Annotated in this window: 17 protein-coding genes and 1 pseudogene; 12 read left to right on the top strand and 6 right to left on the bottom strand. The window is 63.6% G+C overall.

The annotated features are described in order from the left end of the window. Positions 1-121 precede the first annotated feature (121 nt). The gene (locus tag ACK1VC_RS23620) at positions 122-400 is read left to right on the top strand and encodes a TfoX/Sxy family protein (protein ID WP_016489141.1); all 279 of its coding nucleotides are present in this window, start codon (positions 122-124) and stop codon (positions 398-400) included. A 191-nt stretch (positions 401-591) separates the two neighbouring features. On the opposite strand, the gene ACK1VC_RS23615 is transcribed toward ACK1VC_RS23620, so the two are convergent. From ACK1VC_RS23615 to ACK1VC_RS23600, 4 genes are read right to left on the bottom strand one after another with little or no spacing between them, the layout of a single operon-like run. Continuing rightward, positions 592-1,482: a ChaN family lipoprotein gene (locus tag ACK1VC_RS23615; RefSeq protein WP_191086984.1), complete on the bottom strand. Its 891-nt coding sequence runs from the start codon at positions 1,480-1,482 to the stop codon at positions 592-594. Positions 1,483-1,494: 12 nt separating this feature from the next. Continuing rightward, entirely contained in the window at positions 1,495-2,262 is a 768-nt protein-coding gene (locus ACK1VC_RS23610; RefSeq protein WP_191086985.1) for a heme ABC transporter ATP-binding protein, read from the bottom strand. Then, positions 2,262-3,245, bottom strand: coding sequence for a FecCD family ABC transporter permease (locus tag ACK1VC_RS23605; protein ID WP_161775545.1), 984 nt, complete (start codon positions 3,243-3,245; stop codon positions 2,262-2,264). Before ACK1VC_RS23605 ends, ACK1VC_RS23610 begins: the two co-directional genes overlap by 1 nt. A gap of 50 nt (positions 3,246-3,295) precedes the next feature. Continuing rightward, the gene (locus tag ACK1VC_RS23600) at positions 3,296-4,180 is read right to left on the bottom strand and encodes a heme/hemin ABC transporter substrate-binding protein (RefSeq protein WP_191086986.1); all 885 of its coding nucleotides are present in this window, start codon (positions 4,178-4,180) and stop codon (positions 3,296-3,298) included. Between the two features lie 147 nt (positions 4,181-4,327). Here ACK1VC_RS23600 and ACK1VC_RS23595 point away from each other — a divergent pair, with 147 nt between their 5' ends. Then, positions 4,328-4,645 carry a Rieske (2Fe-2S) protein gene (locus ACK1VC_RS23595; RefSeq protein WP_016489146.1) on the top strand — a complete coding sequence of 106 codons (318 nt, stop codon included), beginning with the start codon at positions 4,328-4,330 and terminating at the stop codon, positions 4,643-4,645. Here ACK1VC_RS23595 and sfsA read toward each other — a convergent pair. Together sfsA and ACK1VC_RS23585 are read right to left on the bottom strand one after the other, a co-directional pair. Next, positions 4,635-5,348 carry a DNA/RNA nuclease SfsA gene (gene sfsA, locus ACK1VC_RS23590; protein WP_023049291.1) on the bottom strand — a complete coding sequence of 238 codons (714 nt, stop codon included), beginning with the start codon at positions 5,346-5,348 and terminating at the stop codon, positions 4,635-4,637. The genes ACK1VC_RS23595 and sfsA overlap by 11 nt on opposite strands. Beyond that, a complete protein-coding gene (locus tag ACK1VC_RS23585; RefSeq protein WP_016489148.1) occupies positions 5,348-6,520 on the bottom strand; it encodes a pyridoxal phosphate-dependent aminotransferase in 1,173 nt (390 codons plus the stop codon). The genes sfsA and ACK1VC_RS23585 overlap by 1 nt, the downstream gene beginning before the upstream one ends. Positions 6,521-6,730: 210 nt before the next feature. Between ACK1VC_RS23585 and dksA the strand changes: the two genes are divergently transcribed. From dksA to pgi, 10 genes and pseudogenes are all read left to right on the top strand, one after another. Then, a complete protein-coding gene (gene dksA / locus ACK1VC_RS23580) occupies positions 6,731-7,174 on the top strand; it encodes an RNA polymerase-binding protein DksA (protein WP_016489149.1) in 444 nt (147 codons plus the stop codon). A 62-nt stretch (positions 7,175-7,236) separates the two neighbouring features. Beyond that, complete coding sequence (gluQRS, locus tag ACK1VC_RS23575) at positions 7,237-8,124, top strand: tRNA glutamyl-Q(34) synthetase GluQRS (RefSeq protein ID WP_060519912.1); 888 nt, start codon at positions 7,237-7,239, stop codon at positions 8,122-8,124. A gap of 157 nt (positions 8,125-8,281) precedes the next feature. Further along, entirely contained in the window at positions 8,282-8,458 is a 177-nt protein-coding gene (locus ACK1VC_RS23570; protein ID WP_003250005.1) for a hypothetical protein, read from the top strand. Then, positions 8,442-11,417 carry a sensor histidine kinase gene (locus ACK1VC_RS23565; RefSeq protein WP_016489151.1) on the top strand — a complete coding sequence of 992 codons (2,976 nt, stop codon included), beginning with the start codon at positions 8,442-8,444 and terminating at the stop codon, positions 11,415-11,417. Before ACK1VC_RS23570 ends, ACK1VC_RS23565 begins: the two co-directional genes overlap by 17 nt. Positions 11,418-11,421: 4 nt before the next feature. Continuing rightward, a complete protein-coding gene (locus ACK1VC_RS23560; protein WP_016489152.1) occupies positions 11,422-12,867 on the top strand; it encodes a sigma-54-dependent transcriptional regulator in 1,446 nt (481 codons plus the stop codon). Between the two features lie 965 nt (positions 12,868-13,832). After that, positions 13,833-15,215: a polynucleotide adenylyltransferase PcnB gene (locus ACK1VC_RS23555; RefSeq protein WP_016489153.1), complete on the top strand. Its 1,383-nt coding sequence runs from the start codon at positions 13,833-13,835 to the stop codon at positions 15,213-15,215. After that, the gene (gene folK, locus ACK1VC_RS23550) at positions 15,212-15,691 is read left to right on the top strand and encodes a 2-amino-4-hydroxy-6-hydroxymethyldihydropteridine diphosphokinase (RefSeq protein WP_016489154.1); all 480 of its coding nucleotides are present in this window, start codon (positions 15,212-15,214) and stop codon (positions 15,689-15,691) included. The genes ACK1VC_RS23555 and folK overlap by 4 nt, the downstream gene beginning before the upstream one ends. 262 nt (positions 15,692-15,953) lie before the next feature. After that, positions 15,954-16,754 carry a 3-methyl-2-oxobutanoate hydroxymethyltransferase gene (panB, locus tag ACK1VC_RS23545; RefSeq protein WP_016489155.1) on the top strand — a complete coding sequence of 267 codons (801 nt, stop codon included), beginning with the start codon at positions 15,954-15,956 and terminating at the stop codon, positions 16,752-16,754. Next, positions 16,751-17,614, top strand: a complete 864-nt coding sequence (gene panC / locus ACK1VC_RS23540) for a pantoate--beta-alanine ligase (protein WP_191086989.1) — start codon at positions 16,751-16,753, stop codon at positions 17,612-17,614. The genes panB and panC overlap by 4 nt, the downstream gene beginning before the upstream one ends. Positions 17,615-17,852: 238 nt before the next feature. Then, positions 17,853-19,545, top strand: a pseudogene (gene pgi, locus ACK1VC_RS23535) (glucose-6-phosphate isomerase); the annotation flags it as partial.

Genomic DNA, 19,545 nt, shown 5'->3' with positions numbered 1-19,545 from the left:
AAAGGCAGTTCATCGCCCCCGATGGCAAAAGGCCGCGCATTTCTTAACCCCCGCTACACTCCTCTCTGACCTGCTCGCGATTTATCCTCCAATCCACGTTCAGCCATCGCAAGGAGGCTCGATGAACGATGAATTGCAGCACCTGAAGAACCTTGGCAAGACCTCTGCGCAGTGGCTGCATGCCGCCGGCATCCACAGCGCATCGGATCTGCGTCGCCTGGGTGCGGTGGGTGCCTACCAGGCCGTCAAGACACGAGGGTTCCGCGCCTCCAAGGTGCTGTTGTACGCCATTGAGGGCGCCTTGCTGGACATGCACTGGAACGATTTGCCGCTCGAACGCAAAGAAGCGCTCAATCAACAACTGGACGCGAAAAATCCTACGCAAAAAAATCCAAAATAATCGTGGGGAAGGGATTGACGCCTGAATGAGAATTGTTATGATTATCACAACTGGTCGCGAGACTGGTTGGATAACCTAAGAGCCCCTGGTTCGGACTCTCAGATTATCTCCTCATCAGGCTAATCACGGTTATTGACCCGGCATTTTGCCGGGTCTTTTTTTGCCTGGGGGTTTGTGCCGCCTGGCCCACACTACTGGCGAAACTGCGCGCAGTAATCCTGCTCCGGCATCGCCGCGGTGTACCACACGTAATCAGCCTGGCCTGGCTCAACCTGCTCGCCCACCTCGGCCAGCAGCAATACCTTGGTCTCCCCCGACGCCGACGCCCCCAGATCTGCCAGGTGCAAGGGTATGCCCAGGTCCTTGCGCACGTGATAGGCCCCGGCAAACAGCAACGCTGGCTGCGGCGCGGACAGCAACCGCTCGGCCATGCGCCGGTCGCGCTGCTGCTGCACGGCCAGCATCGCCGGCAACTGGCTTTCCGGCAGCATCCCACAATGGCCCGCGCGTACCTGCTCGAGCAAAGCAGCCTTTACCGCCGGTGCATTGGACCTTTTGCCAGTCAGCGGGGCTGGCTGTCGATAGGCCTGACGCATCTCACCAGGCGACAGGTTGGCAGCCAGCAGTTGCACTCGGTCCTGCAAGGCCTCACGCACTATCGGCCCGTACAGCTGCCAATCCCACCCTTCCTGCCAGGCCAGCGCCTTGGGCAAGTTCGCCGGCAGCGGCTGCCCCTGAACCTTGTCGACCAGCGGTTGCTGCTCAGGCTGCAGCATTTCCAGCAGGAGACTGCCTTGCACGCGGTTCCCCTGCATCGCCCGTAGCAGCCAGAGTTGCAACGCGTGATGGTCCGGGTTGTCATGTTTTTCGCCCACCAGCACGCGAGGGGTGCCTGCCAGGCGCTGCACCAGTTGCTCAGGGCTGATCGCCCGGCCACTGGCAAGATCGATGATGTGCCCCAACTCGGCATGCGTGCGCCCTTCACTGCTCTGCCAGGAGGGCAGTGGCGGCAGGCTGGTCTGGCAGCCGCCCAGTGACAACATCAGGCAAAGCGAGAAACCCGACAGCAGCAGATGACGCATCGACAATGCCTCCTAGCGTGTGATGATCAGTGGGTGCCCACGCTCTGGGTGCGCCTGCACCAGTACGTCGATACCGTACACCGCCTTCAGTGCCGCTGGCGTCAATACCGCTTCGGGCGTGGCAAACGCATGGCAGCGCCCCTGCTCCAGCAACAGGATACGGTCACAGTAGCGCGCAGCCAGATTCAGGTCATGCAGGATCACCAGCACCGCAGCGCCGCGGTCGGCGAAGCGGCGCACGGATTCAAGGGTAGTGTGCTGGTGCAGTGGGTCGAGCATCGAGGTCGGTTCGTCGAGCAGCAGCGTGGCCCCCTCCTCGCCCGGCCATAGCTGGGCCAGCACGCGGGCCAGGTGCACCCGCTGGCGCTCGCCACCGGAGAGCGCCAGGTAACTGCGCCCCACCAGGTGCCAGGCATCCGCCGCCTGCAACGCCGCTTCGACAATTTGCGCATCGCGCTGCTGCCCGGTGCCATGAGGCATGCGCCCCATGCCCACCACTTCCTCGACCCGGAACGAGAAGCCCAGGCTGGACACCTGTGGCAACACTGCCAGGCGCCTGGCCCGCTCCTGCCCAGGCCAATCGGTGAGGGGCCGGCCCTGCAACGTCACCCGCCCTCGCTCGGGCGCCAGCTCACCACACAACACACCCAGCAGGCTGCTCTTGCCGGCACCGTTGGGGCCGAGCACACCCACCACCTGCCCCGGGCTCAGTTGCAGGTGAATGTCGTGCAGCACTTCGTTGCTCCCCCGACGCAGGTGCAGGCCTTCGACTTGCAACATCAGCTGCGCCCTCTTATCAGCAGGACCAGAAAGAACGGCGCACCGATGAAGGCCGTGACAATACCAATCGGCAACTCGGCAGGTGCCAGCAGCAGCCGCGCCGCCAGGTCGGCGAACAGCATCAGCACGCCCCCGGCCAGCAACGAGGCCGGTAGCACCACGCGGTGATCAGGCCCGGCCAGCAAGCGCACCAGGTGCGGCACCACCAGGCCGATGAAACCGATCAGCCCTGCTGCTGCCACTGCCGCACCTACGCCCAGCGCCGTGCAGAACACCAGCTCGCGCTTGAGTCGCTCCACGTCAACGCCCAGGTGGCGCGCCTCCGACTCACCCAGTAACAGGGCATTCAGCGCCTTGGCCCGGCGCGGCAGCCACACCGCTACCCCCGCCGCCACCAGTAGCAACGGCCACAGCCGTTCGTAGCTGGCACCGTTCAGGCTGCCGAGGTTCCAGAATGTCAGTGTGCGCAGGGTGGCGTCGTCGGCCAGGTAAGAGAACAGCCCAACGGCCGCGCCGCCCAGCGCAGTCATGGCCACGCCCGCCAGCAGCATCGTGGCAACGTTGGTCTGGCCATCGCGCCGCCCCAGTCGGTAGACCAACGCGGTCACCCCAAGCCCCCCGACAAAAGCGCAGAACGACAACAGATAGGGCGCGAAAGCGTCCGGCATGCCGCCAAACCAGGCACCACCGACAATGGCGACCGCTGCACCCATCGCCGCCCCAGCGGCAACCCCCACCAGCCCTGGATCGGCCAGCGGGTTGCGGAACAGCCCCTGCATGGCCACGCCGGACAGCGCCAGCACCGCGCCCACCGCCAGCCCGAGCAAGGTACGCGGCAGGCGGATCTGGCCCAGGATCATCTCGGCCTGCTGCAGGCCGTCAGCCGCAATCGGCAGCCCCAACAGGCGCAGGCCGGCGCGCAGGGTGTCGAACAGCGGCAGGCTGACCGGCCCCAAGGCCAGCGACAACCACACCGCCAACAGGCACAGCAGACTAAGGCAAATGAACAACGTACGTGGCTGGACCCGCTGTTTCATTGCGCGAAGCTGGCCTGGGCCGCCGGGTAGAAGGTGGCTGCCAGCGACTGCAAGGTCGATGGCAGGCGTGGGCCAAGCCCGCCTACCAGCAGCGTCGGGTCCAGTGACACCAGGCGTTTCTCACGCACAGCCCGCGAGGCAGCCAGCGCGGGGTTTTCTTTCAACAGCGCCTGCAAGGCCTGCTCATCGGCCAGCGCCCGGTCGGAAAACACGATCACATCCGGGTCCAGCGCCGCCAAGGCTTCGTTGGAGAAGTTCTTGTAGCCTTGATGTTCTGCAAGGTTGTGCCCACCCGCCTGGCCCAGCAGCCAGTCACCCGCAGTGCCCTGCCCGGCGATCAGCGGCTTGGCCCCGGCATGGCCGACCAGCAGTAGCACCCCAGGTGCCTTTTGCCCTGCCTGAGCCTGCTTGACCTTGGCCTGCACCGCCTCGATCTGCTGGTGGTAGCCCGCCGCCAACGCCGAAGCTTGCTGCTCTGCGCCAAGCAACTGCCCCAGATGCTTGAGGTTTTCATCCACCGCCGCCAGTTCGGCCTTGCTGGAGAACAACTCCACCTGCACACCGGCCTTGCGAATTTGCGCCAGTACCGGCGGCGGGCCCATTTCCTCGGTGCCCACCAGTACATCCGGGCGCAGGCTGAGAATGCCTTCAGCGGACAACTGCCGCTGGTAACCCACGCTGGGCAGTGATTTCAGCGATGCCGGGTGCTGGCTGGTGGTGTCCACACCGACAAGCCGCGCTTCGCCGCCCAATGCAGTTATCCACTCGCTCAGGGCGCCACCCGCGCTGACCCAGCGTTGCGGCAACTCGGCCGCCAGGGCCGTGGTGGAGAGCACAAGGCTTGCGCAGAGGGCGAGCAAGGCGACTGGACGGCGCATCATGGGGTTCCTTCTGAAGGCGAGCCGCGCGCCTTGTGGCGGGCGACAGAACTGCGCACCATAGGGGCCAGGCGCAGCGAATGCGGGCAATTTGATAATTATTCGCATTGACGCGTCAAGTCATCATCTGTTTCATGAGTCGTCCTCGCCATGCACTTGCTCTGTACCTCCCACACCCTGGCCGAAGGCCAAAGCCGCGCCTTCAGCGTAGACGGCCTCGAACTGTTCGGCGTGCGCCGCCAGGGCCAGGTGTACCTCTACCGCAACCGGTGCCCGCACCGCAGCATCCCGCTGAACTGGACGCAAGATGCCTTTCTCGATGACAGCGCCAGCCTCATCCACTGCGCCCACCATGGCGCGCTGTTCCTGATTGAAAGCGGCGAGTGCGTAGCCGGCCCTTGCGAGGGTGAGCAACTGCTGGCCCTGGGCTGTCACGAAGACAGCCAAGGCATCTGGCTCACGGCGTAAGCAGCACCGGCAGGCGGCAATCAATAACAATGCCTTCGGCGCTCAGGCGGGTGCCGTAGGCCAGCACCTCCACCCCGTCCGCCACCGCCGCACGCAGGGCCTGGGCATAGGCTGCGTCGATTTCCTCAGCTGGGCGTACGGCATTGATGCCAGTCAGGTTCACGCAGTACAACTGCACCGCCCGCACGCCCTGCCGGGCCAGCTTCGCCAGCTCGCGCAGGTGCTTGGCACCGCGCTGTGTCACCGCATCGGGAAAAGCCGCGACCGTGCTGTCGGGGTAACCCAAGGTCACGCTCTTCACCTCGACATACGCAGGGGCACCGTCGAACTCCAGGCGAAAGTCGATGCGGCTGCTTTCCTCTCCGTACGCGACTTCGCGCTTGAGCGCGGTAAAACCGGCCAGTTCGGCGATGACGCCGGCCCGCAGTGCCTCTTCGACCAGCGCGTTAGCCCGCCCAGTGTTCACACAGGCCAGCCGCCCCTGTGGGGTTTCGCTGATTTCCCAGGTGCCTGGCAGTTTGCGCTTGGGGTCGTTGGAGCGGCTAAACCACACCTGCCCGCCTTCACGCATGCAATTGAGCATGGAACCGGTGTTCGGGCAGTGAATGGTCAGCTGTTCGCCGCTGGCCAGTTCGATGTCCGCCAGAAAGCGCTTGTAACGGCGCAGCAGGCGGCCCTGTTCGAGTGGGGGATAGAACTGCATCAGCCTTGCCAGCTCCGCAGGCCACGGGCAATGCGCTGCACCGCCTCTTCCAGGCGCGGCAAGCTCTGGGTGTAGGCAAAGCGCACATGGTGCCCAGCCAGGTGACGGCCAAAGTCCAGGCCCGGCGTAAAGGCCACGTGCTCGGTTTCCAGAAAGTGCCGGCAGAAGGCAAACGCATCACCGCCAAAGGCACTGATATCGGCATACAGGTAAAACGCCCCCTGCGGCTCGACGGCTATGCGGAAGCCCAGTTCGCGCAGGGCGGGCAGCAGGTAGTCGCGGCGGCGGGCGAACTCGGCGCGGCGCTCCTCGAAAATGGCCAGGCTCTCGGGCTGGAAGCATGCCAGCGCGGCATGCTGGGCCATGCTCGGTGCACTGATGTACAGGTTCTGCGCCAGTTTCTCCAGGTCGGCCACTGCGCCGGGTGGGGCCACCAGCCAGCCAAGGCGCCAACCGGTCATGCCGTAATACTTGGAAAAACTATTCAGGACGAACGCCGAGTCGTCGACTTCCAGCACACTTGGCGCGTCCATGCCATAGGTGAGGCCATGGTAGATCTCGTCCACCACCAGGTGGCCATGCCGCTCATGGGTGGCTTTGGCAAGGCTGGCCAACGCTTCGCGCCCCAGCACAGTACCAGTCGGGTTAGCCGGCGACGCGACCAGGGCACCGACCGTGTCCTTGTCCCAGTAACGTTCGACCAGGTCGGCGGTCAGCTGGTAGTTCACCTCCGGGCCCACCGGCACCAGCTGCGCCCCGCCCTCGACCAGGCGCAGGAAGTGGCGATTGCACGGGTAACCCGGGTCGGCCAGCAGCCAGTGCTTGCCCGGGTCGACCAGCAGACTGCTGGCCAGCAGCAGCGCGCCAGAACCACCTGGGGTAATCAGGATGCGCTGCGGGTCGATATTCAGGCCATAACGCTGGCCATAAAAGCCGGCGATCGCTTCACGCAGTGCCGGCAGGCCGCGTGCAGCGGTGTAGCGGGTGTGCCCGGCAGCCAGCGCGGCCTGGCCGGCGGCGACGATCGGTGCGGCCGTGGTGAAGTCCGGCTCGCCGATTTCCAGGTGGATCACGTCGTGCCCGGCCGCCTGCAGCTCGTTGGCCCGGGCCAGCAGCGCCATGACGTGGAAGGGTTCGATGGCGCGGCTGCGCGCACTGTAGGGGTGGGCCATGACCTTCTCTCAATTGGGTCTAAACTGGAGATTCTACCTCTGCACGCCAACGAACGTACGGCTCGCGCCGATGTCAATAAGCAGGATCGGGCGGGGTAGCGCACCCCCGATCTATCTGGTAAGTTCGGCGGCTCGCAGTCGCAGGGCCGGCGGTCGCCGGGGATGGAGCATCCTGCGCATTGGATCAGATGAGTGAGAGGCGGTCTATTCATGTCCACCGTAGAAAAGCAAAAAACCGGAACCATGTACGGTGTCGAGCCCTATAAAGAGACCAAGGGCGAAGAGTACATGGGTGAGCCCATGAAGAAGCACTTCACCAAGCTTCTCAATGCCTGGAAAGGCGAGCTCATGCACAGTGTGGATCGCACCGTAGACCACATGAAGGATGAAGCTGCGAACTTCCCGGACCCGGCCGACCGTGCCAGCCAGGAAGAAGAATTTGCTCTTGAGCTGCGCAACCGTGACCGCGAGCGCAAGCTGATCAAGAAAATCGACAAGACCCTGCAGAAGATCCAGGACGAAGAGTACGGCTGGTGTGATTCCTGCGGCATCGAGATCGGCCTGCGCCGTCTGGAAGCCCGTCCGACCGCAGACCTGTGTTTCGACTGCAAGGAAATTGCCGAGAAAAAGGAAAAAACGGTCGGTAAAGGCTGACCTTTCTTCCACCTGAACGGGGCGCTTCATGCGCCCCGTTTCATTTATATGCCCAGCCTGACATGACCGACTCCAGCTACATCGGGCGCTTCGCCCCCACCCCCAGCGGCTTTTTGCACTTCGGCTCGCTGGTCGCCGCCCTGGCCTCCTGGCTCGACGCCCGCGCCGTGAACGGCCGCTGGTTGCTGCGCATGGAAGACACCGACCCACCCCGGGAAATGCCCGGTGCCCGTGATGCCATCCTGCAAACCCTGGAGCGTTACGCGCTGGAATGGGATGGCGAGGTCGTGTTCCAGAGCCAGCGGCACGACGCCTATGCCGCGGTCGTCGACCGCCTGTTCAACATGGGCCTGGCCTATGCCTGTACCTGCTCGCGCAAGCAGCTGGAGGGTTACAACGGCATTTACCCAGGCCTGTGCCGCAATGCCGGCCATGCCCGTGAAGGTGCGGCGATCCGCTTGCGCGTGCCAGAGCTGATCTACCGCTTTACCGACCGGGTGCAGGGCGAGTACCAGCAACACCTGGGGCGTGAGGTGGGCGACTTTGTCATCCAGCGCCGCGACGGGCTGTATGCGTACCAGCTGGCGGTGGTGCTGGACGATGCCTGGCAGGGTGTTACCGACATCGTGCGCGGCGCCGACCTGCTCGACAACACCCCGCGTCAGCTGTACCTGCAGGAGCTGCTGGGCTTCTCACAGCCGCGCTATTTGCATATTCCGCTGATCGTGCAGCCGGATGGGCACAAGCTGGGCAAGTCGTACCGGTCGCCGCCCCTGCAGGCAGAGCAGGCTACTCCCCTGCTGCTGCGGGCATTGAGGGCGCTGGGGCAAGAAACAGACCCCGATTTGCTACTGGCTACGCCGGCTGAAGTGTTGGCGATAGCCCGCAAGCAGTGGCGGCCGGAGGCGATCGCGCAGCGGACCACGGTACCTGAAGCTGATTTGCGCTGAGGCAGGCCCGGCGCTTTCGCGGGTAAACCAACCCTCAATAACAAAAGCCCAATAATTTCAAACCCTTGGCTAACGCAATGGATTCCCGCTAGCATCCCCCCAGTCATTTGCGCCAATAATAAGTCCAAGCCCGCAGCGCCCAACCATCGAGGCCAGCATGTACATCTATCGTTTGGTCCTGCTTCTGGTCGTGGGGATCTACCTGTTCTCCCCGGCCATCATGGACTGGTGGATCGAACCGACCGGAGCCTGGTACCGCCCGTACCTGCTCTGGCTGATCCTGATCGTCGTCACCTTCATCCTGCAGAGCCAACGAGATGCCGATGAGCTTTAGCCTGACCCAGATGATCCTGATCAGCGCCGGGTACCTCATGGTGCTGTTTGGCGTGGCCTGGATCAGCGAGCGCGGGTTGATCCCGCGTTCGATCATTCGCCACCCCCTCACCTACACCCTGTCGCTGGGCGTGTATGCCAGTGCCTGGGCCTTTTATGGCTCGGTGGGCCTGGCCTACCAGTACGGCTATGGCTTCCTGGCCTGTTACCTGGGGGTATCCGGCGCATTCCTGCTGGCACCGGTGTTGCTCTACCCGATCCTCAAGATCACCCGCACCTACCAGCTTTCATCGCTGGCCGACCTGCTGGCGTTCCGCTTTCGCAGCACCTGGGCCGGCGCATTGACCACCATCATCATGCTGATCGGCGTGTTGCCCTTGCTGGCGCTGCAGATACAGGCGGTGGCCGACTCGATCAGCATCCTCACCGGTGAGCCGGTCAAGGCCAGGGTAGCCTTTGCGTTCTGTACGCTGATCATTCTGTTCACCATCTTCTTCGGCTCGCGACACATTGCCACGCGCGAAAAACACGAAGGGCTGGTGTTCGCCATCGCCTTCGAGTCGGTGATCAAGCTGCTGGCCTTGGGCGGCATAGGCCTTTACGCCCTGTACGGCGTATTCGGCGGCCCGCACGAGCTGGAGGTCTGGCTATTGCAGAACCAGACCGCCCTGGCCGCCCTGCACACCCCGCTGCAGGAAGGCCCATGGCGCACCCTGCTGCTGGTGTTCTTCGCCTCGGCCATCGTCATGCCGCACATGTACCACATGGCCTTCACCGAAAACCTCAACCCGCGCTCGCTGGTCAGTGCCAGCTGGGGCCTGCCGCTGTTCCTGCTGCTGATGAGCCTGGCCGTGCCGCTGGTGCTGTGGGCCGGCCTGCGCCTGGGCGCCAGCACCAACCCCGAGTACTTCACCCTGGGCCTGGGGATTGCCGCCAACAACGAAGCACTGGCGCTGCTGGCCTACATCGGCGGCTTGTCAGCCGCCAGCGGCCTGATCATCGTCACCACCCTGGCACTGTCGGGCATGGCCCTCAACCACTTGGTGCTGCCCCTGTACCAGCCCCCGGCCGAAGGCAACATCTACCGTTGGCTGAAGTGGACCCGTCGCGCGCTGATCGTCGCCATCATTACCGCCGGCTTCATGTTCTACCTGACCCAGAACAACCACCAGAGCCTGGCCAACCTGGGCATTGTCGCCTTCGTCGCCACCCTGCAGTTCCTGCCGGGCGTACTATCGGTGCTGTACTGGCCCACCGCCAACCGGCGCGGCTTCATCGCCGGGTTGCTGGCCGGCACCCTGGTGTGGATGGTGACCATGCTGCTGCCGCTGCTGGGCAACCTGCAGGGCTTCTATATACCGCTGCTGGACATGATCTATGTGCTGGACGATACCAGCTGGCACATGGCGGCCATTGCCTCGCTGGCGGCCAACGTTTTGCTGTTCACCCTGATCTCGCTGTTCACCAACGCCAGCAGCGAAGAAGTCAGCGCGGCAGAAGCCTGCGCCGTGGACAACGTACGCCGCCCGCAGCGCCGCGAGTTGCACGCCGCCTCGCCGCAGGAGTTTGCCACCCAACTGGCCAAGCCGCTGGGTGCCAAGGCTGCACAAAAAGAAGTGGAGCAGGCCCTGCGTGACCTCTACTTACCGTTCGACGAGCGCCGCCCCTACGCCTTGCGCCGCCTGCGCGACCGCATCGAGGCCAACCTGTCCGGCCTGATGGGCCCGAGCGTGGCCCAGGACATGGTCGAAACCTTCCTGCCCTACAAGTCCGGTAACGAAAACTATGTGACCGAAGACATCCATTTCATCGAAAGCCGCCTGGAAGACTACCACTCGCGCCTGACCGGCCTGGCCGCCGAGCTCGACGCCCTGCGCCGCTACCATCGCCAGACCCTGCAAGAGCTTCCCATGGGCGTGTGCTCGCTGGCCAAGGACCAGGAAATCCTGATGTGGAACAAGGCCATGGAAGAGCTCACCGGCATCGCCGCCAAGCACGTGGTCGGCTCGCGTCTGCTCACCATCGACGAGCCCTGGCGCGGCCTGCTGCAAGGCTTCATCAACCTGCCCGACGAGCACTTGCACAAGCAGCGCCTGGCACTGGACGGGCAACCGCGCTGGCTGAACCTGCACAAGGCAGCCATTGACGAGCCCCTGGCACCCGGTAACAGCGGCCTTGTGCTGTTGGTGGAAGACCTTACCGAAACCCAGGCACTGGAAGACAAGCTGGTGCACTCCGAGCGCCTGGCCAGCATTGGGCGCCTGGCCGCCGGCGTGGCCCACGAAATCGGCAACCCGATAACCGGCATCGCCTGCCTGGCGCAAAACCTGCGCGAGGAACGCGAGGGCGATGGCGAAATCATCGAGCTGTCCAGCCAGATCCTCGACCAGACCAAGCGGGTGTCGCGCATCGTCCAGTCATTGATGAGCTTCGCCCATGCCGGCGGCAGCCACCAGAACAGCGAAGAACCGGTGTGCCTGGCCGAAGTGGCGCAGGACGCCATCGGTCTGCTGGCCTTGAACCGGCGCAATTTCGAAGTCCAGTTCTTCAACCTCTGCAACCCCGACCACTGGGCCGAAGGGGACCCGCAGCGCCTGGCCCAGGTGCTGATCAACCTGCTCTCCAACGCCCGCGACGCATCAAAGCCCGGCAGTGCCGTGCGCGTGCGCACCGAGGTCAGCGAACACACCGTCGACCTGATCGTCGAGGACGAGGGCAGCGGGATACCGAAGAACATCATGGACCGCCTGTTCGAGCCCTTCTTCACCACCAAGGACCCTGGCGAGGGAACCGGACTGGGGCTCGCTCTGGTCTATTCCATCGTGGAAGAGCATTATGGGCAAATCACCATCGACAGCCCGGCCGATATCGAACGGCAACGTGGCACCCGGATCCGCGTGACCCTGCCCCGGCATGTCGTAGCGACGTCCCCTGAAATTCGAGACCGTCGAGAGAATTGAATCAATGCCGCATATTCTGATCGTCGAAGACGAAACCATCATCCGCTCGGCCTTGCGTCGCCTGCTCGAGCGGAACCAGTACCAAGTCAGCGAAGCCGGCTCGGTGCAGGAAGCCCAGGAACGCTTCAGCATTGCCACCTTCGACCTGATCGTCAGCGACCTGCGCCTGCCAGGCGCACCCGGTACCGAGCTGATCAAGCTTGGTCAGGGCACCCCGGTGCTGATCATGACCAGTTACGCCAGCCTGCGCTCGGCGGTAGACTCGATGAAAATGGGCGCGGTGGACTACATCGCCAAGCCATTCGACCACGACGAGATGCTGCAGGCCGTGGCGCGTATCCTGCGCGACCGGCAGAACACCCCGGCCGCCGCACCGGCTGCCGAGCCACGCGCCGCCAATGGCAAGGCCGCCCCGGCCGACAAAGGCAGCGCGGCTGCGGCCAATGGCGAAATCGGCATCATCGGCTCGTGCCCGCCGATGCAGGACATGTACAGCAAGATCCGCAAGGTTGCGCCCACCGACTCCAACGTGCTGATCCAGGGTGAATCGGGTACCGGTAAAGAGCTGGTGGCCCGCGCCCTGCACAACCTGTCGCGCCGCGCCAAGGCACCGATGATCTCGGTGAACTGCGCAGCCATCCCCGAGACACTGATCGAGTCCGAACTGTTCGGTCACGAAAAAGGCGCGTTCACTGGCGCCAGCGCCGGGCGTGCGGGCCTGGTAGAAGCCGCCGACGGCGGCACGCTGTTCCTCGACGAAATCGGCGAACTGCCGCTGGAAGCCCAGGCCCGCCTGCTGCGCGTGCTGCAGGAAGGCGAGATTCGCCGGGTGGGTTCGGTGCAATCGCAAAAGGTCGATGTGCGCCTGATCGCCGCGACCCACCGCGACCTGAAGAACCTGGCCAAGGCCGGCCAGTTCCGCGAAGACCTTTACTACCGCCTGCACGTGATCGCCCTGAAACTGCCTGCCCTGCGCGAGCGCGGCAGCGACGTCAACGAAATCGCCAGCGCCTTCCTGGCGCGCCAGAGCGCGCGTATCGGCCGCGACGACCTGCACTTCTCGGCCGAAGCCGAGCAAGCCATTCGTCACTACAGCTGGCCGGGTAACGTGCGAGAGCTGGAAAACGCCGTGGAGCGCGCGGTGATCCTCAGCGAGAGCGCGGAAATTTCTGCCGAACTGCTGGGCATCGACATCGAGCTGAGCGACCTGGAAGAGGACGAGATCCTCAACAACGCCCTGGTGGTGGCCAGCGCTGCCAATGCCAGCCACGAGCCGACCGAGGACCTGTCGCTGGAAGACTACTTCCAGCACTTCGTACTCGAGCATCAGGACCACATGACCGAGACCGAACTGGCACGCAAGCTTGGCGTCAGCCGCAAGTGCCTGTGGGAACGCCGCCAGCGCCTGGGCATTCCACGGCGCAAGAGCAACGCTACCAGCGATAATTGAGTTCGGCACAGCGTCGCCTTCGAGATCGAGCGCCGCTCGCGCGGCGCTTCGCGGGGCAAGCCCGCTCCCACATCTGTTTCGGCCAATATCTCCTGCCACCATTGGCGCGCGGCCCCTTGCTGCACGACGTGATTGAATGGAACAACAGAGGGGCGAGCTCCGACGCCTCAGGATTGATTGGCCCGAAACAAATGTGGGAGCGGGCTTGCCCCGCGAAGCGCCGCGCGGGCGGCGCTCGATCGCATAGGCGCTAAACAGGGTGTGGCGAACACATCGGGCCCGGAAACACCCCAGGTAACACATCAGTTCCCACAAAAATCTGTTACCCAACCTTTCCGCCGTAACAGTTCCCGAGGCGTACGGTAACGAAATTGCGACATTTTGAGCGTCGTGAAAACTGCTGAAATGCCTCAACCCCTTGATTTTACTGGGTTTGCAAAAGTTGGCACGGCACCTGCTATATGCTTAGTACAAAAACAATAACAAGCACTGCAACCTAAAATAAGAACAAGACGAAACGGCTCACGCACAATAAAAACAAGACGGCGGAGGCGCAGCTAACTGATTCTTTTGGAGAGGATGCGTGTTTGGGGCTTGCCCCACGACCAGGCAGAGAACAACAAAAACTGCACTAAAAAGCAGCGCCTGAACTGGTTGGATCGACAGATCAACGTGACATCAGCGGCCAAAGCAATCCGTTTGCTCTTAACCCCTGGATTGGGGGTCGTCCACAAGCTTCGAGATTTGTGGACAGGGCACTCAACAAAAACAAAAAGCCCAGCAAAAAAACAATAAGAGCACGCAACGACTTCTTGGGGAGCTTAGGCTCCCCTTGTCGTTTCTACCCTTCTGGCAGGCATCCTGCTACCCGCCTACACCATTCCCCGAGTAAATGCTAGAATCCCCGCCCATCATGCGGCCATTCTCCTATTATTGGCCGAACATTCCTTCACACAGTGCATCCCATGCTGAAGAAGCTGTTCCAGTCTTTCCGCCCGCCCGTACCGGGCACGCACCACAGGCGCACTACGCCTGAGGTGATCAACAAGAGCCAGCACTCGCTGCAGCGCCACCAGTTCAGCCGCCACGCGGTGAATATCGTGGAACGCCTGCAGAGCGCCGGCTACCAGGCTTACCTGGTCGGTGGCTGTGTCCGCGACCTGATGCTGGGCATTACGCCGAAAGATTTCGACGTCGCCACCAGCGCCACCCCCGAACAGGTCCGTGCCGAATTCCGTAACGCGCGCATCATTGGTCGCCGCTTCAAACTGGTCCACGTGCATTTCGGCCGTGAGATCATCGAAGTTGCCACCTTCCGCGCCCCTCACTCGGAAGACGACCAGGGCGACAGCCACCGTTCGTCGCACAATTCCAGTGGCCGCATCCTGCGTGACAACGTGTACGGCACCTTGGAAGAAGACGCGCAACGCCGCGACTTCACCATCAATGCCCTGTACTACGACCCGGTCAGCGAGCGCATTCTCGATTACGCCAACGGTGTGCACGATGTGCGCAACCGCCTGCTGCGGCTGATCGGCGACCCGACCCACCGCTACCAGGAAGACCCTGTGCGCATGCTGCGCGCGGTGCGTTTTGCCGCCAAGCTGGACTTCGGTATCGAGAAGCACACGGTCCAGCCGATCCGCGAGCTTGCCCCGCTGCTGCGCGAGATTCCGCCCGCACGCCTGTTCGAGGAAAGCCTCAAGCTGTTCCTCTCAGGCCAAGGCGCCATGGCCTTCGAGATGCTGGTCGACCTGCAGCTGTTCGAGCCGTTGTTCCCGGCCAGCGCACACGCCCTGGACGAGCGCCCGACCTACGCCCACACACTGATCAGCCAAGCGTTGCAAAACACCGACCTGCGGGTGAAGCAGGGCAAACCGGTGACCCCGGCGTTCCTGTTCGCCGCACTGCTGTGGCCAGCCCTGCCGGCCCGCGTGCTGCACCTGCAGAACCAGGGCGTGCCGCCGATACCCGCCATGAATGGCGCGGCCCACGACCTGATCGCCGAGCAATGCGCGCGCATCGCCATCCCCAAGCGTTTCACGCTGCCGATCCGCGAGATCTGGGACATGCAGGAGCGCCTGCCACGGCGCAGCGGCAAACGCGCCGACATGCTGCTGGACAACCCTCGCTTCCGCGCCGGTTACGACTTCCTGCTGCTGCGTGAAAGCGCCGGGGAAGATACCGACGACCTCGGCCAGTGGTGGACCGACTACCAGGATGCCAACGACAGCGAGCGTCGCGAGATGATTCGCGAGCTGGGCAGCCGTGACGAAGGTGCCGGCCCGCGCAAACGCAAACGCAGCACCAGCAAACGCAAACGCGGTGGTGACGAGGCGTCCGAGTGAAGACTCGCGCCTACGTCGGCCTGGGCAGCAACCTGGACGCACCCGCCGAACAACTGCGCAGTGCCTTGCAGGCGCTTGACCAGGTGGAGGGTACTCGCCTGGTGGCGGCTTCGGCCTTGTACACCAGCGATTCGCTGCTGCCCGGCCAACCGCGTTACACCAACGCTGTCGCCGCCCTGGACACCGCACTGCCGCCTCTGGCGCTGCTCGATGCATTGCAAGCCATCGAGAACGGCCAGGGCCGCGTGCGCAAGGAGCGCTGGGGCCCGCGCACGCTGGACCTGGACATCCTGCTGTTCGGTGACCTGGTACTCGACGAGCCACGCCTGAAAGTGCCGCATTACCACATGCATGCCCGGCCTTTCGTGCTGTACCCACTGGCCGAACTGGTGCCGGACGACTTCCACCTGGCAGATGGCCGCGCCCTCGCGCAATTGCTCGGCGACTGCCCGTTCGTCGGCCTTGAACGCCTGTAAACCGGGCGTTCCAGCGTTGCACACTGGCACGGTAACGCCAGTAACACCCTGATCGTAACAATGCGGTAACAGGGTGATTGACTTCCCCCACCTCGCTCACGACTATAGGCGTCCCGTGCGGCCCCAAAGTGCCGCATACCCGTATTTAGGCCCGGACGGACCTGTGCCCGAACATCACGCGCGATGATGTGCCGCTCCGGAAGATGACTACACGCGTTGAATGCAGTCGTTTTTTACAGCGCCTGAACGAGGATTTTCCGACATGCCTGAAGTAACCCTTACCACCCTCAATGGCCTCAAGGCCAAGGGTGAAAAAATCACCATGCTGACCTGCTACGACGCGACCTTCGCCAAGGCCGCCAGCCAGGCCGGCATTGAAGTGTTGCTGGTAGGCGACTCGCTGGGGATGGTCCTGCAGGGGCACGACAGCACCCTGCCGGTCACCACGGCGGACATGGCCTACCACACCGCCAGCGTCAAACGCGGTAATGACGGTGCACTGATACTCACCGACCTGCCATTCATGGCGCACGCCACCCCGGAGCAAGCCTTTGCCAACAGCGCCACGCTTATGCGCGCCGGCGCCCACATGGTCAAAATCGAAGGCGCCGCCTGGCTGGCCGAAACCATCCGCCTGCTGGCTGAGCGCGGTGTGCCGGTGTGCGCACACATGGGCCTGACCCCGCAGACCGTCAACGTGCTGGGCGGCTACAAGGTGCAAGGCCGTCAGGAGGCCCAGGCCCGGCAGATGCGCGCCGACGCCATCGCCCTCGAACAGGCCGGCGCGGCCATGCTGCTGCTCGAATGCGTACCCAGCGAACTGGCGGCAGAAATCACCAACGCCGTGGGCATCCCGGTGATCGGCATTGGCGCCGGCAGCGCCACCGATGGCCAGGTGCTGGTACTGCACGACATGCTCGGCCTGTCGCTGAGCGGCCGAGTGCCGAAGTTCGTGAAGAACTTCATGCAAGGCCAGCCCGATATCCACAGCGCGCTCGTCGCTTACGTCGAGGCGGTCAAGCAAGTCAGCTTCCCTGCTAGCGAACACGGGTTCAGTGCATGAATACAGTCAAGACCGTCCGCGAATTGCGCGCCGCCGTCGCCCGCGCTCGCGGTGAAGGCAAACGCATCGGCTTCGTGCCCACCATGGGCAACCTGCACAGCGGCCACGCGGCCCTGGTAACCAAGGCTGCGCAGCGCGCCGATTTCGTGGTGGCCAGCATCTTCGTCAACCCGCTGCAGTTTGGCGCCAACGAAGACCTCGACAAGTACCCGCGCACCCTGGCCGCAGACCAGGAGCGCCTGCTGCAGGCCGGCTGCAACCTGCTGTTCGCGCCCACCGTGGAAGAGATGTACCCCGACGGCATGAGCGTGCAAACCCGCGTCAGCGTGCCCCACCTGTCCGAAGGCCTGTGCGGCGCCAGCCGGCCGGGGCATTTCGAAGGTGTGGCCACCGTGGTCAGCAAGCTGTTCAACATGGTCCAGCCAGACCTTGCCGTGTTCGGTGAAAAGGACTTCCAGCAACTGGCGGTGATCCGCGCCATGGTGCGCGACCTGAACATGCCGGTTCAGATCATTGGCGAGCCCACTGTGCGTGCCGAGGATGGCCTGGCACTGTCGTCGCGCAATGGCTACCTCACGCCGGAGCAGCGTGCGACCGCGCCGGTGCTGTACCGCACGCTGCAGCACATCGCAGCGGCCATCGGCCGTGGCCAACGGGAGTTTGCCGCGCTGGTCGCCGAGGGGCAGGCGCAGCTGAGTGCTGCGGGGCTGCGCGCGGATTATCTGGAAGTGCGCCATGCCGTGAGCCTACGCCCGGCAATGATCGATGATCGCGATTTGGTGGTGATTGCTGCGGCTTATCTGGGTAACACCAGGTTGATCGACAACCTTTACCTGCATGTGGAAGAAAAGACCGCATAACGGCCTGGGGCTGCTATGCAGCCCATTCGCGGCACAAGCCCGCTCCCACAGCCCCTCAAGCCCGACACAGAAACTGTGGGAGCGGCCTTGTGCCGCGAATGGGGCGCAAAGCGCTCCCCAAAATCACCCTGCCATACCCATTCCCAGTGCGTGGCCTTTGCCTATAATGATGCCAGCCTGAACCCGGCAATGACTGCCGTGTCCAAGGCCTCATCACGCACCAAGGGAACCCCGCGCAATGGCGTATTACCGTACACCCCACGATGTGACGGCGCTGCCCGCCTGGCAGGCGCTTCAGCAACACCGCGACGCCATGCAAGGCTTCAGCATGCGCGAAGCCTTCGCCGCCGATGCCCAACGCTTCGACCAGTTCTCCCTGAGCTGCTGCGGCCTGTTCCTCGACTACTCGAAAAACCTGATCACCGAACAAAGCCGCGACCTGCTGGTGAACCTGGCCAACGAAGTGGGCCTGCAGGACGCCATCAAGTCGATGTTCAGCGGCGAAATCATCAACGCTTCCGAAGGCCGCCCGGTGCTGCACACCGCCCTGCGCCGGCCGGTGGGCGACAAGCTGAGCGTCAACGGCGTGAACGTCATGCCGGAAGTGCACAAGGTACTCAACCAGATCACCGAACTGGTCGGCCGCATCCATGACGGCCTGTGGCGCGGCTACAGCGAAAAGCCGATCACCGACGTGGTCAATATCGGTATCGGTGGCTCGTTCCTCGGCCCCGAGCTGGTTTCCGAAGCGCTACTGCCTTACGCCCAGCGTGGCGTACGCTGCCACTACCTGGCGAACATCGACGGCAGTGAATTCCACGAGCTCTCGGCCAACCTGCGCGNCAGCGTGGCGTACGCTGCCACTACCTGGCGAACATCGACGGCAGTGAATTCCACGAGCTCTCGGCCAACCTGCGCGCCGAAACCACCCTGTTCATCGTCTCGTCGAAGTCGTTCAACACCCTCGAGACCCTGAAAAACGCCATGGCTGCGCGTACCTGGTACCTGGCCCAGGGCGGCTCGGAAGCCGAGCTGTACCGCCATTTCATCGCGGTTTCCAGCAACAAGGCCGCCGCAGTGGCGTTCGGCATTCGCGAAGAGAACATCTTCCCGATGTGGGACTGGGTGGGTGGGCGCTATTCGCTATGGTCGGCCATCGGCCTGCCCATTGCCCTGGCCATCGGCACCGCCAACTTCAAGGAGCTGCTGTCAGGTGCCCACACCATGGACCAGCACTTCCAGACCGCGCCGTTCGACAAGAACATGCCGGTGCTGCTGGCCCTGCTGGGTGTGTGGTATGGCAATTTCTGGGGCGCGAGCAGCCACGCGATCCTGCCGTACGACCACTACCTGCGCAACATTACCAAGCACCTGCAGCAGCTGGACATGGAGTCCAACGGCAAGAGCGTGCTGCAGGACGGCGCCCCGGTGAAAACCGCCACCGGCCCGGTGATCTGGGGCGGCGTCGGCTGTAACGGCCAGCATGCCTACCACCAGTTGTTGCACCAGGGCACCCAGCTGATTCCGGCCGACTTCATCGTGCCGGTCGTGAGCTTCAACCCGGTGGCCGACCATCATCAGTGGCTGTACGCCAACTGCCTGTCGCAGAGCCAGGCGCTGATGCAGGGCAAGACACGTGAAGAAGCCGAGGCCGAACTGCGCAGCAAAGGCCTGAACGAAGCGGACATCGAGAAGCTGGCCCCGCATAAGGTGATCCCGGGCAACCGCCCTAGCAACACCCTGGTAGTGGAGCGCATCAGCCCACGCCGCCTCGGCGCGCTGGTGGCAATGTATGAGCACAAGGTGTTCGTGCAGAGCGTCATCTGGGGCATCAACGCCTTTGACCAGTGGGGCGTGGAGCTGGGCAAAGAGCTGGGCAAGGGTGTGTACCAACGCCTGGTTGGCACCCTGGAAGACAGCGCCGAAGACGG

It is taken from the genome of Pseudomonas sp. XP2 (genome assembly GCF_053557975.1).
Note: the sequence above shows the minus strand (reverse complement) of the source record. Positions and strands in the feature narration are given on the sequence as shown.

Bases quoted from the DNA above. Each gene is read 5' to 3' on its own strand.
- ACK1VC_RS23555 (WP_016489153.1), top strand. From the start codon at position 13,833: ATGCTGAAGAAGCTGTTCCAGTCTTTCCGCCCGCCCGTACCGGGCACG.
- ACK1VC_RS23560 (WP_016489152.1), top strand. From the start codon at position 11,422: ATGCCGCATATTCTGATCGTCGAAGACGAAACCATCATCCGCTCGGCC.
- sfsA (WP_023049291.1), bottom strand. From the start codon at position 5,348: ATGCAGTTCTATCCCCCACTCGAACAGGGCCGCCTGCTGCGCCGTTAC.
- ACK1VC_RS23610 (WP_191086985.1), bottom strand. From the start codon at position 2,262: ATGTTGCAAGTCGAAGGCCTGCACCTGCGTCGGGGGAGCAACGAAGTG.
- ACK1VC_RS23595 (WP_016489146.1), top strand. From the start codon at position 4,328: ATGCACTTGCTCTGTACCTCCCACACCCTGGCCGAAGGCCAAAGCCGC.
- ACK1VC_RS23585 (WP_016489148.1), bottom strand. From the start codon at position 6,520: ATGGCCCACCCCTACAGTGCGCGCAGCCGCGCCATCGAACCCTTCCAC.
- dksA (WP_016489149.1), top strand. From the start codon at position 6,731: ATGTCCACCGTAGAAAAGCAAAAAACCGGAACCATGTACGGTGTCGAG.
- gluQRS (WP_060519912.1), top strand. From the start codon at position 7,237: ATGACCGACTCCAGCTACATCGGGCGCTTCGCCCCCACCCCCAGCGGC.
- panC (WP_191086989.1), top strand. From the start codon at position 16,751: ATGAATACAGTCAAGACCGTCCGCGAATTGCGCGCCGCCGTCGCCCGC.
- panB (WP_016489155.1), top strand. From the start codon at position 15,954: ATGCCTGAAGTAACCCTTACCACCCTCAATGGCCTCAAGGCCAAGGGT.
- ACK1VC_RS23570 (WP_003250005.1), top strand. From the start codon at position 8,282: ATGTACATCTATCGTTTGGTCCTGCTTCTGGTCGTGGGGATCTACCTG.
- ACK1VC_RS23615 (WP_191086984.1), bottom strand. From the start codon at position 1,482: ATGCGTCATCTGCTGCTGTCGGGTTTCTCGCTTTGCCTGATGTTGTCA.
- ACK1VC_RS23620 (WP_016489141.1), top strand. From the start codon at position 122: ATGAACGATGAATTGCAGCACCTGAAGAACCTTGGCAAGACCTCTGCG.
- ACK1VC_RS23565 (WP_016489151.1), top strand. From the start codon at position 8,442: ATGCCGATGAGCTTTAGCCTGACCCAGATGATCCTGATCAGCGCCGGG.
- ACK1VC_RS23600 (WP_191086986.1), bottom strand. From the start codon at position 4,180: ATGATGCGCCGTCCAGTCGCCTTGCTCGCCCTCTGCGCAAGCCTTGTG.